General features: G+C 72.2%; 13 protein-coding genes. 12 read left to right on the top strand and 1 reads right to left on the bottom strand.

The annotated features are described in order from the left end of the window. Positions 1-16 precede the first annotated feature (16 nt). The 3 genes from OHA81_RS22720 (at position 17) to ftsH (ending at position 6,255) form a co-directional block, all read left to right on the top strand. A complete protein-coding gene (locus OHA81_RS22720) occupies positions 17-2,452 on the top strand; it encodes a [protein-PII] uridylyltransferase (RefSeq protein WP_329198672.1) in 2,436 nt (811 codons plus the stop codon). A gap of 114 nt (positions 2,453-2,566) precedes the next feature. Beyond that, entirely contained in the window at positions 2,567-4,141 is a 1,575-nt protein-coding gene (ffh, locus tag OHA81_RS22725) for a signal recognition particle protein (protein WP_329198674.1), read from the top strand. Between the two features lie 188 nt (positions 4,142-4,329). After that, entirely contained in the window at positions 4,330-6,255 is a 1,926-nt protein-coding gene (ftsH, locus tag OHA81_RS22730; protein WP_329198676.1) for an ATP-dependent zinc metalloprotease FtsH, read from the top strand. A gap of 23 nt (positions 6,256-6,278) precedes the next feature. On the opposite strand, the gene OHA81_RS22735 is transcribed toward ftsH, so the two are convergent. Further along, a complete protein-coding gene (locus tag OHA81_RS22735) occupies positions 6,279-6,947 on the bottom strand; it encodes a methyltransferase type 11 (RefSeq protein WP_329198678.1) in 669 nt (222 codons plus the stop codon). A 140-nt stretch (positions 6,948-7,087) separates the two neighbouring features. On the opposite strand from OHA81_RS22735, the gene proS reads away from it, so the two are divergent. From proS to lepB (OHA81_RS22780), 9 genes are all read left to right on the top strand, one after another. Further along, the gene (gene proS, locus OHA81_RS22740) at positions 7,088-8,500 is read left to right on the top strand and encodes a proline--tRNA ligase (protein ID WP_329198680.1); all 1,413 of its coding nucleotides are present in this window, start codon (positions 7,088-7,090) and stop codon (positions 8,498-8,500) included. Positions 8,501-8,712: 212 nt separating this feature from the next. Further along, positions 8,713-9,312: a hypothetical protein gene (locus OHA81_RS22745; RefSeq protein ID WP_136213352.1), complete on the top strand. Its 600-nt coding sequence runs from the start codon at positions 8,713-8,715 to the stop codon at positions 9,310-9,312. Between the two features lie 294 nt (positions 9,313-9,606). Further along, complete coding sequence (rpsP, locus tag OHA81_RS22750; protein ID WP_136213353.1) at positions 9,607-10,047, top strand: 30S ribosomal protein S16; 441 nt, start codon at positions 9,607-9,609, stop codon at positions 10,045-10,047. A 2-nt stretch (positions 10,048-10,049) separates the two neighbouring features. After that, positions 10,050-10,289 (top strand): RNA-binding protein, encoded by a 240-nt coding sequence (locus tag OHA81_RS22755; protein ID WP_030011889.1) that lies wholly within the window; start codon positions 10,050-10,052, stop codon positions 10,287-10,289. Between the two features lie 80 nt (positions 10,290-10,369). Then, the gene (gene rimM / locus OHA81_RS22760) at positions 10,370-10,936 is read left to right on the top strand and encodes a ribosome maturation factor RimM (protein WP_329198683.1); all 567 of its coding nucleotides are present in this window, start codon (positions 10,370-10,372) and stop codon (positions 10,934-10,936) included. After that, a complete protein-coding gene (trmD, locus tag OHA81_RS22765) occupies positions 10,936-11,757 on the top strand; it encodes a tRNA (guanosine(37)-N1)-methyltransferase TrmD (RefSeq protein WP_329198685.1) in 822 nt (273 codons plus the stop codon). The genes rimM and trmD overlap by 1 nt, the downstream gene beginning before the upstream one ends. A 133-nt stretch (positions 11,758-11,890) precedes the next feature. Continuing rightward, the gene (gene rplS, locus OHA81_RS22770) at positions 11,891-12,241 is read left to right on the top strand and encodes a 50S ribosomal protein L19 (protein ID WP_136213356.1); all 351 of its coding nucleotides are present in this window, start codon (positions 11,891-11,893) and stop codon (positions 12,239-12,241) included. A 44-nt stretch (positions 12,242-12,285) separates the two neighbouring features. After that, entirely contained in the window at positions 12,286-13,008 is a 723-nt protein-coding gene (lepB, locus tag OHA81_RS22775) for a signal peptidase I (RefSeq protein WP_329198688.1), read from the top strand. Next, positions 13,001-13,876, top strand: a complete 876-nt coding sequence (gene lepB, locus OHA81_RS22780) for a signal peptidase I (protein WP_329198690.1) — start codon at positions 13,001-13,003, stop codon at positions 13,874-13,876. The genes lepB (OHA81_RS22775) and lepB (OHA81_RS22780) overlap by 8 nt, the downstream gene beginning before the upstream one ends. Positions 13,877-13,878: the final 2 nt, after the last annotated feature.

A 13,878-nucleotide genomic window follows, 5' to 3' on the forward strand; every position in this document is an offset into this window, starting at 1 on the left:
GCGACGGGAGCCCCGGGTGACGAGTGTGGAGAACACGACCGCCGAACCGTCCGGCCAGGACGGCTCGGGACCCGGCGGCTACGCCGCGGCCCGGCTGCGCCTCCTCCAGGAGGAGGCGCGGTCCGGGCCTTCCCGGCGTTCCGCCCTGGCCGCACTGACCGATGACTGGCTCGGCGCCCTCTTCGCGCGGGCCGTACGCGAGACCGGCGTGCGCGGGGCGGCCCTGGTGGCGGTCGGCGGCTACGGCCGGGCGGAACTCTCCCCGCGCAGCGACCTCGACCTGCTGCTCCTGCACGACGGCAAGACCGGCACCAAGGCACTGGCCACGCTCGCCGACCGCCTCTGGTACCCCGTGTGGGACCTCGGCGTGGCCCTGGACCACTCCGTGCGCACCCCGGCCGAGGCCCGCAAGACCGCCGCCGAGGACCTCAAGGTCCAGCTCGGGCTGCTCGACGCGCGGCCCGTCGCCGGCGACGCGGGACTCCTCGCCGGGCTGCGCACCGCCGTCCTGGCCGACTGGCGCAACCAGGCGGCCAGACGGCTCCCGCAGCTGCACGCCCTGTGCCGGGACCGGGCCGAGAAGGCCGGGGAGCTGCGCTTCCTGCTGGAGCCCGACCTCAAGGAGGCGCGCGGCGGGCTCCGCGACGCCGCCGCCCTGCGGGCCGTCGCCGCGTCGTGGCTGGCCGACGCCCCGCGCGAGGGGCTGGCGGAGGCGCGCCGGCGGCTCCTGGACGCCCGGGACGCCCTGCACCTGGTGACGGGCCGGGCCACCGACCGGCTCTCCCTCCAGGAACAGGACCAGGTCGCCGCCCGGCTCGGGCTGCTCGACGCGGACGCGCTGCTGCGCGAGGTGTACGAGGCCGCCCGGGTCATCTCGTACGCCGGCGACGTCACCTGGCGGGAGGTCGGGCGGGTACTGCGCTCCCGGGCGGCCCGGCCGAGGCTGCGCGGCCTGCTGCTGGGCACGCGCGGGCCCGCCGTGCAGCGGGCACCGCTCGCCGAGGGCGTCGTGGAGTCCGACGGCGAGGCCGTGCTGGCCCTCGCCGCCCGGCCCGACCGGGACCCGGTGCTCGCGCTGCGCTTCGGGGCGGCCGCCGCACAGGCCGGTCTGCCGGTCTCGCTGCACTCCGTACGCCGCCTCGCCGCCCAAGGCAAGCCGCTCCCGGTGCCCTGGCCCGCGGAGGCGCGGGAGCAGCTGGTCACCCTGCTGGGGGCGGGCGAGCCGACGGTCGGGGTGTGGGAGGCGCTCGAAGCGGAGGGGCTGATCACCCGGCTGCTGCCCGACTGGGAACGGGTGCGCTGCAGGCCGCAGCGCAACCCCGTGCACACCTGGACGGTGGACCGGCACCTGGTGGAGACGGCGGTCCGGGCCGCCGCCCTCACCCGCCGCGTCAGCCGCCCGGACCTGCTCCTGATGGCCGCCCTGCTCCACGACATCGGCAAGGGCTGGCCCGGCGACCACTCGCTGGCCGGGGAGACCATCGCCCGCGACATGGCCGCCCGGGTCGGCTTCGACGCCGAGGACGTGGCGGTGCTCGGCGTCCTCGTACGCCACCACCTGCTGCTCATCGAGACCGCCACCCGGCGCGACCTGGACGACCCGGCCACGGTCCGGTCCGTTGCCGAAGCCGTCGGGTCGGCGGGCACCCTGGAGCTCCTGCACGCCCTCACCGAGGCCGACGCCCTGGCCACCGGCCCGGCGGCGTGGAGCTCCTGGCGGGGTTCGCTCGTGGCGGACCTGGTGGCCCGGGTCGGAGCGGTCCTCACGGGCGCGGCCCCCGCGACCACCGAGCTGGGCATCCCGGTCACCGAACAGGAACGCCTGGCGGTGGAGGCGCTGCGCACCGGGGAGCCGGTGCTGGCCCTGGAAGCCCGCCACGAGGAGGATTCGGTCGGGGTGGACCTGGTCGTCGCCGTTCCCGACCAGCCCGGGGTGCTGCCCGCGCTGGCCGGGGTGCTGGCGCTGCACCGGCTCACCGTCCGGGCGGCCGACCTGCGCTCGCTGGAGCTGCCGGACCTGCTGGGGGAGGTGCTCGTGTTCCGCTGGCGGGTGGCCGCCGAGTACGGGGCCCTGCCGGAGGCCGCCCGGCTGCGCACCGACCTGGTCCGGGCGCTGGACGGCTCGCTGGACGTCCCGGCGAAGCTGGCCGACCGCGAGGCCGCGTACCCGCGGCGGCGCGGGGTGGTCCCGCCGCCGCCCCGGGTGACGGTGGTGCCGGACGTCTCCTCGCTGGCCACCGTCCTGGAGGTGCGGGCCCCCGACGCCGTGGGACTGCTCCACCGGATCGGCCGGGCGCTGGACGCGGGCGGCGTCCGGGTCCGCAGCGCGCACGTCTCCACGCTCGGCGCGAACGCGGTGGACACCCTGTACGTGACCGACCCGGACGGCAAACCCCTGTCTCCCGGGGCCGCCGCCTCCCTCGCCCGCGCGGTCGGGACCGCCCTGCACTGAGCGCGCCCGGCGGTGGGCCCCGGACCGGTGACGGACCGCAGGGCCCACCACCGGGAAAGGGCCGATACCCTGGGGGACGACCACACGCCCCCGACCCGAGGAATCGCGACCACCGTGTTCGATACGCTTTCCGACCGCCTCAGCGCGACCTTCAAGTCCCTCCGGGGCAAAGGTCGCCTCTCCGAGCAGGACATCGACGCTGCGGCGCGGGAAATCCGTATCGCCCTCCTCGAGGCCGACGTCGCGCTTCCCGTCGTCCGTTCCTTCATCGCGAACGTCAAGGAACGCGCCCGCGGCGAAGAGGTCAGCAAGGCCCTCAACCCCGGCCAGCAGGTCCTCAAGATCGTCAACGACGAGCTCGTCTCGATCCTCGGTGGCGAGACCCGGCGGCTGCGCTACGCCAAGACCGCGCCCACCGTGATCATGCTCGCCGGTCTCCAGGGTGCCGGTAAAACCACCCTCGCCGGAAAGCTCGGCCTCTGGCTCAAGGGGCAGGGCCACACCCCGCTGCTCGTCGCCTGCGACCTCCAGCGCCCCAACGCCGTCAACCAGCTGAGCATCGTCGCCGAGCGGGCCGGGGTCGCGTTCTACGGCCCCCAGCCGGGCAACGGCGTCGGCGACCCGGTCCAGGTCGCGAAGGACTCCGTCGAGTACGCGCGGAGCCGGCAGCACGACATCGTCATCGTCGACACCGCCGGCCGCCTCGGCATCGACCAGGAGCTGATGCAGCAGGCCGCGGACATCCGCGACGCCGTCAGCCCCGACGAGATCCTCTTCGTGGTCGACGCCATGATCGGCCAGGACGCGGTCAACACCGCCGAGGCCTTCCGCGACGGCGTCGGCTTCGACGGCGTGGTGCTCTCCAAGCTCGACGGCGACGCCCGGGGCGGTGCCGCGCTCTCCATCGCGCACGTCACCGGCAAGCAGATCATGTTCGCCTCGAACGGTGAGAAGCTCGACGAGTTCGACGCCTTCCACCCCGACCGCATGGCGGGCCGGATCCTCGACATGGGTGACATGCTCACCCTCATCGAGCAGGCCGAGAAGACCTTCTCGCAGGCCGAGGCCGAGAAGATGGCGGCCAAGCTGGCGAAGGGCCCCAAGGAGTTCACGCTCGACGACTTCCTGGCCCAGATGGAGCAGGTCCGCAAGATGGGCTCCATCTCCAAGCTGCTCGGCATGCTGCCCGGCATGGGGCAGATCAAGGAGCAGATCAACAACATCGACGAGCGTGACGTCGACCGCATGGCCGCCATCATCAAGTCGATGACCCCGGCAGAGCGCCAGGACCCGCACATCATCAACGGCTCCCGCCGCGCCCGTGTGGCCAAGGGTTCCGGCGTCGAGGTCAGCGCGGTCAAGAACCTGGTCGAGCGGTTCTTCGAGGCGCGCAAGATGATGTCCCGCATGGCCCAGGGCGGCGGCATGCCGGGCATGCCCGGCATCCCCGGGATGGGCGGCGGACCCGGCCGGCAGAAGAAGCAGGTCAAGCAGGCCAAGGGCAAGCGCAAGAGCGGCAACCCGATGAAGCGCAAGCAGGAGGAGGCCGCGGCTGCGGCCCGGCGCGAGCAGGGACCGCAGGCGGCCGAGCCGGCCGCCGGCGGCAACCCGTTCGGTCTGCCCGCGGGCGGGGCCCAGCCCGGTCAGGACTTCGACCTTCCGGACGAGTTCAAGAAGTTCATGAAGTGAAGAAGCTGACGCGCTTCGCCACGTGACGGCGGCGCGGTGCGCGGAGCACCGCGCCGGAAGGGCCCTGGCCGGCCCGAGCGGGACCAGCCGGCCGGGGCCCTGCGCCGTTCCCGGGCGCGGCTCCCCAGGGGGCAATGGTCCGGTATCTCCCTTATGGTCGGCCGGGAGGACGGCAGTAAGGAGGCCCCGTGCCCAGCCCCACCCCCGCACCGCCCCGCGACCGGGCCGACACCCCCTGGCGTTCCGAGGGCGCGCCTCCCACCCCGCCGCCGAGGAAGAAGATGCCCGGCGGATGGCGCGGGCTGATCCTCGCCGCCCTGATCGTCTTCCTGGTCGCCAACCTGGTGCTGTCGTTCTACAACGAGGGCGACGAGCCGACGGTCTCCTACACCGAATTCAGCAGGCAGGTCGCGGACGGCAACGTCTCGAAGATCTACTCCAAGGGCGACGCCATCCAGGGGCAGCTCAAGGCCAAGGCGCCCAAGCCGGACGGCGGCAAGGGCGACTACACCAAGTTCGTCACCCAGCGCCCCGCCTTCGCCGACGACGACCTGTGGGCCAACCTCACCAAACACCAGGTCACGGTGACCGCCTCGCCCGTCGTCGTGCAGCGCAGCTTCCTCGCCAACCTCCTCATCTCGCTCGCCCCCATGCTGCTGCTGGTCCTGCTGTGGGTGGTCATCGCCCGCCGGATGGGCTCGGCCATGGGCGGCGGCCTCGGCGGCCTGGGCCGCAAGGCCCCGCCGAAACCGGTGGAGCTGGAGACGGGCGCCAAACGCACCACCTTCGAGGACGTGGCGGGCATCGACGAGGTGGCGGGCGAGCTCAACGACGTCGTCGACTTCCTCAAGAACCCGCAGGCCTACCGCCGGATGGGCGCCCGCATGCCCGGCGGGGTCCTCCTCGCGGGCCTGCCCGGCACCGGCAAGACCCTGCTCGCCCGCGCCGTCGCCGGGGAGGCCGGGGTCCCCTTCTTCTCCGCCTCCGCGTCCGAGTTCATCGAGATGATCGTCGGAGTCGGCGCCTCGCGGGTCCGCGAACTGTTCACCGAGGCGCGCAAGGTCGCCCCCGCGATCATCTTCATCGACGAGATCGACACCATCGGGCGGGTGCGCGGCGCCGGCGGCGGACTCGGCGGCCACGACGAACGCGAACAGACCCTGAACCAGATCCTCACCGAGATGGACGGCTTCTCCGGCTCGGAGGGCGTCGTCGTCCTCGCCGCCACCAACCGCGCCGACGTCCTGGACCCGGCGCTGACCCGGCCGGGCCGCTTCGACCGCCTGGTGCAGGTCTCCCCGCCCGACAAGAGCGGCCGCGAGGCGATCCTGCGCATCCACACCCGCGAGATCCCGCTCGCCGAGGGCGTGGACCTGGGCCGGGTCGCCAGTACGACTCCCGGCATGACGGGCGCCGAACTGGCCAACCTGGCCAACGAGGCCGCCCTGCTGGCCGTCAAGCGCAAGCAGACCGAGGTCACCCAGGCCGACCTCTCCGAGGCCCTGGAGAAGGTGCAGCTCGGCGCGGAACGCCCGCTGGTCATGCCGCTGGAGGAACGCCGCCGCACGGCCTACCACGAGAGCGGCCACGCCCTGCTGGGCATGCTCCATCCGGGCGCCGACCCCGTCCGCAAGATCACCATCGTTCCGCGCGGGCGGGCCCTGGGCGTCACCCTTTCCACCCCCGACGCCGACCGGTACGCGTACACGGAGGAGTACCTGCGCGGGCGCATCATCGGCGCGCTCGGGGGCATGGCGGCCGAGCAGGTCGTCTACGACGTGATCACCACGGGCGCCGAGAACGACCTCGAACAGGTCACCAACCTCGTGCGCGGCATGGTCGGCCGGTGGGGGATGAGCGAACGCGTCGGCCGCCTGACCGCGATCCCCTCCGACGGACAGAGCGCCTACGGGCTCTCCGCCGCGCCCGCGACGCTCGACGCCGTCGACGCCGAGATGCGGCGGATCGTGGACGAGTGCTACGTGGAGGCCTGCCGCCTCCTGCGGGAGCACCGCTCGCAGCTCGACGACCTCGCCGAGGCCCTGCTCGCCGCCGAGACCCTGGACGAAGCCGCCGCCTACGCCGCCGCCGGCATCCCGCGCCTGTCGAAGTGAGCGTCAGGCGCGGAACCGCCGGGTCAGCGGACGCGGGCGATGACGTAGCGGAAGATGTTCGGCAGCCACACCGCGCCGTCCGGCCGCTCGTACGGGTGAAGCGCCTCGGTCAGCTCCTTCTCCACCTGCGCCGGGTCGGACGCCGACTCGTACAGCCCCGTCGACAGCAGCCCGCGCACGGCGCTGTCCACGTCCGCGTAGCCGAACGGGCAGAACACCCGCCCCGACCCGTCCGGGACCAGACCCGCCCCGGCCACCAGCGCGTCCAGGTCCCGCGGCGCGGGCCCGGCGCCGAGCACCACCGGAACCGTGCACCGTTCCGAGGGCCCCCAGCCCGCCAGGACCACCGCGCCGCCCCGGCGGACCGCCGGGGCGGCCGCGCCCAGATCCCCGGAGCCGGGCGAGAAGGCCAGCAGGACGTCGTACGGCCGCGCACCCGCCGGCGGGTCCGCCCGCACTTCCAGCAGCCGCTCACGGGCCAGCGCACGCCGCGCCGCATCCGCCTCCACGCCCGTGACGGCGGCCCCGCGCCGCTGCGCCAGCAGGAGGGCCAGCCCGGCCCCGCACCCCAGGCCGAGCAGCCGGGCCCCGGGCCCGACCTCCAGCCGGTCGTAGACCGCCTCGTACAGCGGTACCAGCATCCGTTCCTGGATCTCGGCCCAGTCCCGGGCGACGAGCGTCGTCGTCGGCATCGGTGTCATCGAATGAGCGCTCCTGATTCCATGTCGCCCCCTTGCCCCCGTTGCCAGGGAACTCCCCATCGGCCCCCGCGTCCAGAGGAGTGCGCCACCCGATTCACGCATCGAGCGCCCGGCGCCGTACCATTCGCGCCATGGCAAAGGCACCCGTTCTCACCCCCCAGGCGGAGGATTTCCCCCGCTGGTACCAGGATCTGATCAACAAGGCCGAGCTGGCCGACAACGGTCCGGTACGCGGCACCATGGTCATCCGGCCGTACGGCTACGGGCTGTGGGAGCGGATGCAGCAGGAGATGGACGCGCGCATCAAGGACGCGGGTGCCCAGAACGCGTACTTCCCGCTGTTCATCCCGCAGTCCTACCTGACGAAGGAAGCCGAGCACGTCGAGGGCTTCGCCCCCGAGCTCGCGGTCGTCACGCACGGCGGCGGCAAGGAGCTGGAAGAGCCGGTCGTCGTCCGGCCCACCTCCGAGACGATCATCAACGACTACTTCTCCAAGTGGGTCCAGAGCTACCGGGACCTGCCCCTGCTGATCAACCAGTGGGCCAACGTGGTCCGCTGGGAGATGCGCCCGCGCGTGTTCCTGCGTACGAGCGAGTTCCTCTGGCAGGAGGGCCACACCGCCCACGCCACCTACGAGGACGCCCGCGACTACGCGGCGCGCATCCACACCGACGTGTACGGCGACTTCATGACGAACGTGCTCGGCATCGACGTCGTGCTCGGCCGCAAGACCGCCAAGGAGCGCTTCGCCGGCGCCATCAACACCCTCACGCTGGAGGGGATGATGGGCGACGGCAAGGCCCTGCAGCTGGGCACGAGCCACGAGCTCGGCACCAACTTCGCCAAGGCCTTCCACACCCAGTACCTGTCGAAGGAAGGCAAGCAGGAGCTCGTCTGGCAGACCTCGTGGGGCGTATCGACCCGCATGGTCGGCGGTCTGATCATGTCCCACGGCGACGACAACGGGCTGCGGGTGCCGCCGCGCCTCGCGCACGTCCAGGTCGTCGTCATGGCGATCAAGGGCGACGAGGCCGTGGCCAAGGTCCGCGAGCTGGGGGCCCAGCTCAAGGCCGCCGGAATCCGCGTCCAGGTCGACGACCGCGTGGACACGCCCTTCGGGCGCCGCGCCGTGGACTGGGAGCTCAAGGGCGTGCCGGTGCGCGTCGAGATCGGCCCGCGCGACCTGGAGAACGGCACCGCGATGCTGGCCCGCCGGATCCCCGGCGGCAAGGAGGCCGTGCAGATCTCCGCGCTGGCCGACCTCCTGCCCAAGGTGCTGGAGGAGGACCAGGCGCAGCTGCTGCGCGAGTCCCGCGAGCGCCGTGAGGCCCGCACCTGTGACGTCACGACGATCGAGGAGGCCGCCGAGGCCGCCGTCGCCGGTGGCTGGGCGCGCATCCCGTGGGCGGACCTCGGCCCGGAGGGCGAGGCGAAGCTGGCCGAGCAGGCCGTCTCCGTGCGCTGCCTGATCGCCGCGGACGGTTCGGTCCCGGAGGCGGACGACGCTCCCGGTACCCTCGCCATCGTGGCGCGCTCGTACTGATCGCCCGTTGATCGCAGCCACGCCCCCGGCGTGCGGCCCCGGCCGCGCGCCGGGGGCGTGGCCGTACTTGGTCCTCGTTACGTACCGACTCCTCCGGGGATATGCGCACACGTCCTCGTCGGGACGCATCAGACTGAACTGACTGGTACGTGCAAAAAATTTGGAATGGCCCGGAATCGGAACACCAGGGCACCTCGGCTCGTTGTCACGACGTGAGCACGACACCACCTGTTCTCGCCGCAGAGCTGGCGCAGGCGTGGGCCGATATTCAGCGGTACCACCCCGAGCTGCCTGACCTTGCCGCGCCCGAGTCCCTGATCGGAGAGTCGTCGTCCGCTTGCGGCGCCGAACTCTCCTTCGAGCGACTGCTGCACGAGGCAGTCCACGGCATCGCCGCCGCCCGTGGAGTCCGCGACACCTCGCGGGCCGGCCGCTACCACAACCGCAGATTCCTCGCGATCGCCGAGGAGATGGGGCTGGACCACTCCGAAGAGCCGCACGCCAGCAGCGGTTTCTCGCTGGTCTCGCTCAGTCCCGAGGCGAAGAAGCGCTACCGCCCCACGATGGAGCGGTTGCAGCGGGCGCTCAAGGCGCACACCGTCGCCACGGCCGCCGACACCAAGCGCAGCTTCCGCGGGCCGGCCGCGCGGCACGGCTCCTCGGGTGGCGGCGTCCGGGTCAAGGCGGTCTGCGACTGCGGGCGCAACGTGCGGGTCGTCCCGTCGGTGCTGGCCCAGGCGCCCATCGTCTGCGGCGGCTGCATGAAGCCGTTCCGCATCCCCGAGGTGGCCGTCTCGGCCGCCGCCTCCTGAGCCGCGGGCGCGGCCGTACGGACAGTCGTGCCGACGGGCCCGGCCGTCCGGCCGCGAACGGGCCGCCGCGTGCGGCTGAGCCCGTTCCCCCGCCGGACGCTCCGTCCGGCCTCCGTCCGGCACCCCTCACGGCTGAGCGCGCCGCAGGCATGTGGCACAATGGCTAGCTGTACTCGACAGTCGCACAGGACCCCTCTCTCCTCCGGCTGACGCGTCCATCGGGCACCCGAGTACCGCAACCCCACGTGGCATCTCATGTGCCCAACCACGTCAAGTTCAGGAGACACCACTCCAGTGGCAGTCAAGATCAAGCTCAAGCGCCTCGGCAAGATTCGCCAGCCGCACTACCGCATCATCGTCGCCGACGCCCGCACCCGCCGGGACGGTCGCGCGATCGAGGAGATCGGTATCTACCAGCCGACCTACAACCCGTCGCGCATCGAGGTCAACGCCGAGCGTGCGCAGTACTGGCTGTCCGTCGGCGCCCAGCCCACCGAGGCTGTGCTCGCCATCCTGAAGCTGACCGGTGACTGGCAGGCCCACAAGGGTCTCCCCGCCCCCGCGCCGCTGCTCCAGCCGGAGACGAAGGAGAGCAAGCGTCGCTCCTTCGACGAGTTCGCCAAGGCCCTCGAGGGCATCGGCGAGGGCAAGGGCGAGGCCATCACCCAGAAGGCGAAGAAGGCCGACAAGAAGGCGGACGAGGCTGAGGCCGCCGCCGAGTCGACCGAGGCCTGATCATGCTCGAGGAGGCTCTTGAGCACCTCGTGAAGGGCATCGTGGACAACCCCGACGAAGTGCAGGTCGCCTCGCGCAACCTGCGCCGCGGACAGGTGCTCGAGGTCCGGGTCCACCCGGATGACCTCGGGAAGGTGATCGGCCGCAACGGCCGCACCGCACGTGCGCTGCGCACCGTCGTGGGCGCGATCGGCGGGCGGGGGATCCGCGTCGACCTCGTCGACGTGGACCAGGTCCGCTGAAGAGTTGAACCACCGGCACGGGCCGGGGAGGGCGAATGCGCCCGCCCCGGCCCGTCGTCGTCTGAACAGGAGACAAGACAGTGCAGCTGGTAGTCGCGCGGATCGGCCGCGCCCACGGGATCAAGGGTGAGGTCACCGTCGAGGTGCGGACCGACGAGCCCGAACTGCGGCTGGGACCGGGCGCGGTGCTCCAGACGGAGCCGGCGTCGGCGGGCCCGCTGACCATCGAGACGGGCCGGGTGCACAGCGGGCGGCTGCTGCTGCGCTTCGAGGGCGTCAAGGACCGCACCGGTGCCGAGGCGCTGCGCAACATCCTGCTCATCGCCGAGGTGGACCCCACGGAGCTTCCGGAGGAGGAGGACGAGTACTACGACCACCAGCTGATGGACCTGGACGTAGTGCTGGAGGACGGTACGGAGATCGGCCGGATCACCGAGATCTCGCACCTGCCCTCGCAGGACCTCTTCATCGTGGAACGGCCCGACGGCAGCGAGGTGATGATCCCCTTCGTGGAGGAGATCGTCGCCGAGATCGACCTGGAGGAGCAGCGCTGCGTCATCACGCCGCCGCCCGGCCTGATCGACGACCGCGCCGAGGTCGTTTCGAGCCGTGACGAAGAGGCCGCGGCCGCCGGGGACGACGCCTGATGCGTCTCGACGTCGTCACGATCTTCCCCGAATACCTGGAGCCGCTGAACGTCTCGCTCGTCGGCAAGGCGCGGGCGCGCGGCCAGCTCGACGTCCACGTCCACGACCTGCGGGACTGGACGTACGACCGCCACAACACGGTCGACGACACCCCCTACGGCGGCGGGCCGGGCATGGTCATGAAGACCGAGCCGTGGGGCGAGGCCCTGGACGCGGCGCTGGCCGACGGGTACGAGGCCGGCGCCCACGGCCCGGTCCTGGTCGTCCCCACGCCCAGCGGGCGCCCGTTCACCCAGGAACTGGCCGTCGAACTGTCCGAGCGGCCGTGGCTGATCTTCACCCCGGCCCGGTACGAGGGCATCGACCGCCGCGTCATCGACGAGTACGCGACGCGGATGCCGGTGTACGAGGTCTCCATCGGCGACTACGTGCTGGCGGGCGGCGAGGCGGCCGTACTCGTCGTCACCGAGGCCGTGGCCCGGCTGCTGCCCGGGGTGCTCGGCAACGCCGAATCTCACCGGGACGACTCCTTCGCCCCCGGTGAGATGGCGAACCTGCTGGAGGGGCCCGTCTACACCAAGCCCCCGCAGTGGCGCGGCCGGGGCATCCCCGACGTCCTGCTGAGCGGGCACCACGGCAAGATCGCCCGGTGGCGGCGGGACGAGGCCTTCCGCAGGACGGCCCGCAACCGGCCCGACCTGATCGAGCGCTGCGAGGCCTCCGCCTTCGACAAGAAGGACCGCGAGATCCTCAGTCTCCTGGGCTGGAAGCCGACCCCCGACGGCCGGTTTTGGCATAGGCCGCAGACCGTGGAAGAATAGGCGGCTGTTGTGTGCTCGCGTACGCCCCTGCCACAGGGGGACCGTCGTCCGCGAGAGGGCGCAGCTCCCGAATTCTCTACGGAAATCCGCACCGGCGGCCTGTGGCGTCGTGCGAAGAAAGCAGACGAAGAACATGTCTCACCTGCTCGATGGCGTCAACGCCGCCTCGATCCGCTCCGACGTCCCGGCCTTCCGCCCGGGTGACACGATCAACGTGCACGTCCGCGTCATCGAGGGCAACCGCTCCCGTATCCAGCAGTTCAAGGGTGTTGTCATCCGTCGCCAGGGCTCTGGCGTCTCCGAGACCTTCACCGTTCGCAAGGTCTCCTTCAGCGTCGGTGTCGAGCGCACCTTCCCGGTGAACTCCCCGATCTTCGAGAAGATCGAGGTCGTCACCCGCGGTGACGTGCGTCGCGCCAAGCTGTACTTCCTCCGTGAGCTCCGCGGCAAGGCCGCGAAGATCAAGGAGAAGCGCGACCGCTGATCTCCCCTCCGGGTCCCGGGGGCGGCCGGATAGGCTCCCCCACGATGGACACCGAAGCAGAGCTCACCCAGCGCGGCCGCCCTTCCCCCGACCAGGGGGAGGGGCGGCCGCGCCGTGCGTTGGCCCCCCGTGGGCTGACCTGGCGGCGGGCCGGGCTGCTGGGGCTGGCCTGCACGGTCTTCGTGCTGCTGCTCGGCAACTTCGTCCTGCAGCCCTTCCTGATCCCCAGCCGGTCGATGGAGCCGACGCTCCGGGTCGGGGACCGGGTGCTGGTCAACAAGCTGGCGTACCGTTTCGGCGACCAGCCGAAGCGCGGGGACGTGGTCGTCTTCGACGGCAGGGGCTCCTTCGTCCCGGAGGGGCCGCAGGGCGATCCGATCGGCTCGGCCCTGCATGACGCGGCCTCGGTGCTCGGGCTGGCGGAGCCCTCCGACACCGATTTCGTGAAGCGGGTCATCGGCGTCGGCGGCGACGACGTGGTCTGCGACGAGAACGGCCGGATGAAGGTGAACGGGGTTCCGGTGGACGAGCCGTACCTCTACCCGGGCGACACCTCCTCGAAGGTGCCCTTCCGGATCGTCGTGCCCCTTGGGACCCTGTGGGTCATGGGCGATCACCGGTCCCAGTCGAGGGACTCCCGGGACCACCTGGGCGAGCCGGGCGGGGGAATGGTGCCGGTGGACGAGGTGATCGGACGGGCCGACTGGATCGGCTGGCCCGTGTCGCGCTGGGGCGCGGCGGGAACCGCGGGGGGCGGACATGGGTAGCCGGGGGCGGCCGAGGGGCAGGCAGGACCGCGGGCGGGACCCCGAGCCGGAGCCGGAGCCCGAACGGGCGGCGCAGGCGCCGCCGCAACCGGAGGGCGGCCGGGCCGAGCGCCGCCGGCTGGCGCGCCGGGTCCGCCGGCGCAGACGGACCCGCAGGGCGGGGGAACTGCCCCTGCTGGTGGTCGTCGCGCTGTGCATCGCCCTGCTCCTCAAGACCTTCCTGGTACAGGCCTTCTTCATCCCGTCGGGCTCCATGGAGCAGACGATCCGGATCGGCGACCGGGTCCTGGTGGACAAGCTCACGCCGTGGTTCGGCTCCAAGGTGGAGCGGGGCGACGTCGTGGTGTTCAAGGACCCGGGCGGCTGGCTCAAGGGCGAGGCGGCCCGGCCGGGCAAGGACCCGGTCGTCGTCAAGCAGATCAAGGAGACCCTGACCTTCATCGGCCTGCTGCCCTCGGCGGACGAACAGGACCTGATCAAGCGGGTCATCGGCGTCGGCGGCGACACCGTCAAGTGCTGCGACTCCCGGGGGCGGATCACCGTCAACGGGACGCCGCTTGATGAGCCTTACGTGAATCCCGGCAACGCCCCGTCGGAGATCCCGTTCGAGGTGAAGGTGCCGCAGGGCCGGCTCTTCGTGATGGGTGACCACCGGGCCAACTCGGCCGATTCCCGCTACCACCTCGACGAGGGGTTCCAGGGCACGATCGACGAGAACGGGGTGGTGGGGCGGGCCGTGGTGATCGCCTGGCCCTACGCCCACTGGCGGCAGCTGGAACAGCCCGCCACCTTCCTCACGGTGCCCGATCAGGCGCGGCGCGGACGGCGCGGCCGCGGTGGACGGCGTCGGGGCACGCGGTTCGCATAGTG

The organism is Streptomyces sp. NBC_00667 (assembly GCF_036226825.1).
GTDB lineage: Bacteria > Actinomycetota > Actinomycetes > Streptomycetales > Streptomycetaceae > Streptomyces.

Coding starts and splice junctions, on each gene's coding strand:
- OHA81_RS22735 (WP_329198678.1), bottom strand. CDS start 6,947: ATGCCGACGACGACGCTCGTCGCCCGGGACTGGGCCGAGATCCAGGAA.
- proS (WP_329198680.1), top strand. CDS start 7,088: ATGGCAAAGGCACCCGTTCTCACCCCCCAGGCGGAGGATTTCCCCCGC.
- OHA81_RS22755 (WP_030011889.1), top strand. CDS start 10,050: ATGCTCGAGGAGGCTCTTGAGCACCTCGTGAAGGGCATCGTGGACAAC.
- trmD (WP_329198685.1), top strand. CDS start 10,936: ATGCGTCTCGACGTCGTCACGATCTTCCCCGAATACCTGGAGCCGCTG.
- rplS (WP_136213356.1), top strand. CDS start 11,891: ATGTCTCACCTGCTCGATGGCGTCAACGCCGCCTCGATCCGCTCCGAC.
- lepB (WP_329198688.1), top strand. CDS start 12,286: ATGGACACCGAAGCAGAGCTCACCCAGCGCGGCCGCCCTTCCCCCGAC.
- lepB (WP_329198690.1), top strand. CDS start 13,001: ATGGGTAGCCGGGGGCGGCCGAGGGGCAGGCAGGACCGCGGGCGGGAC.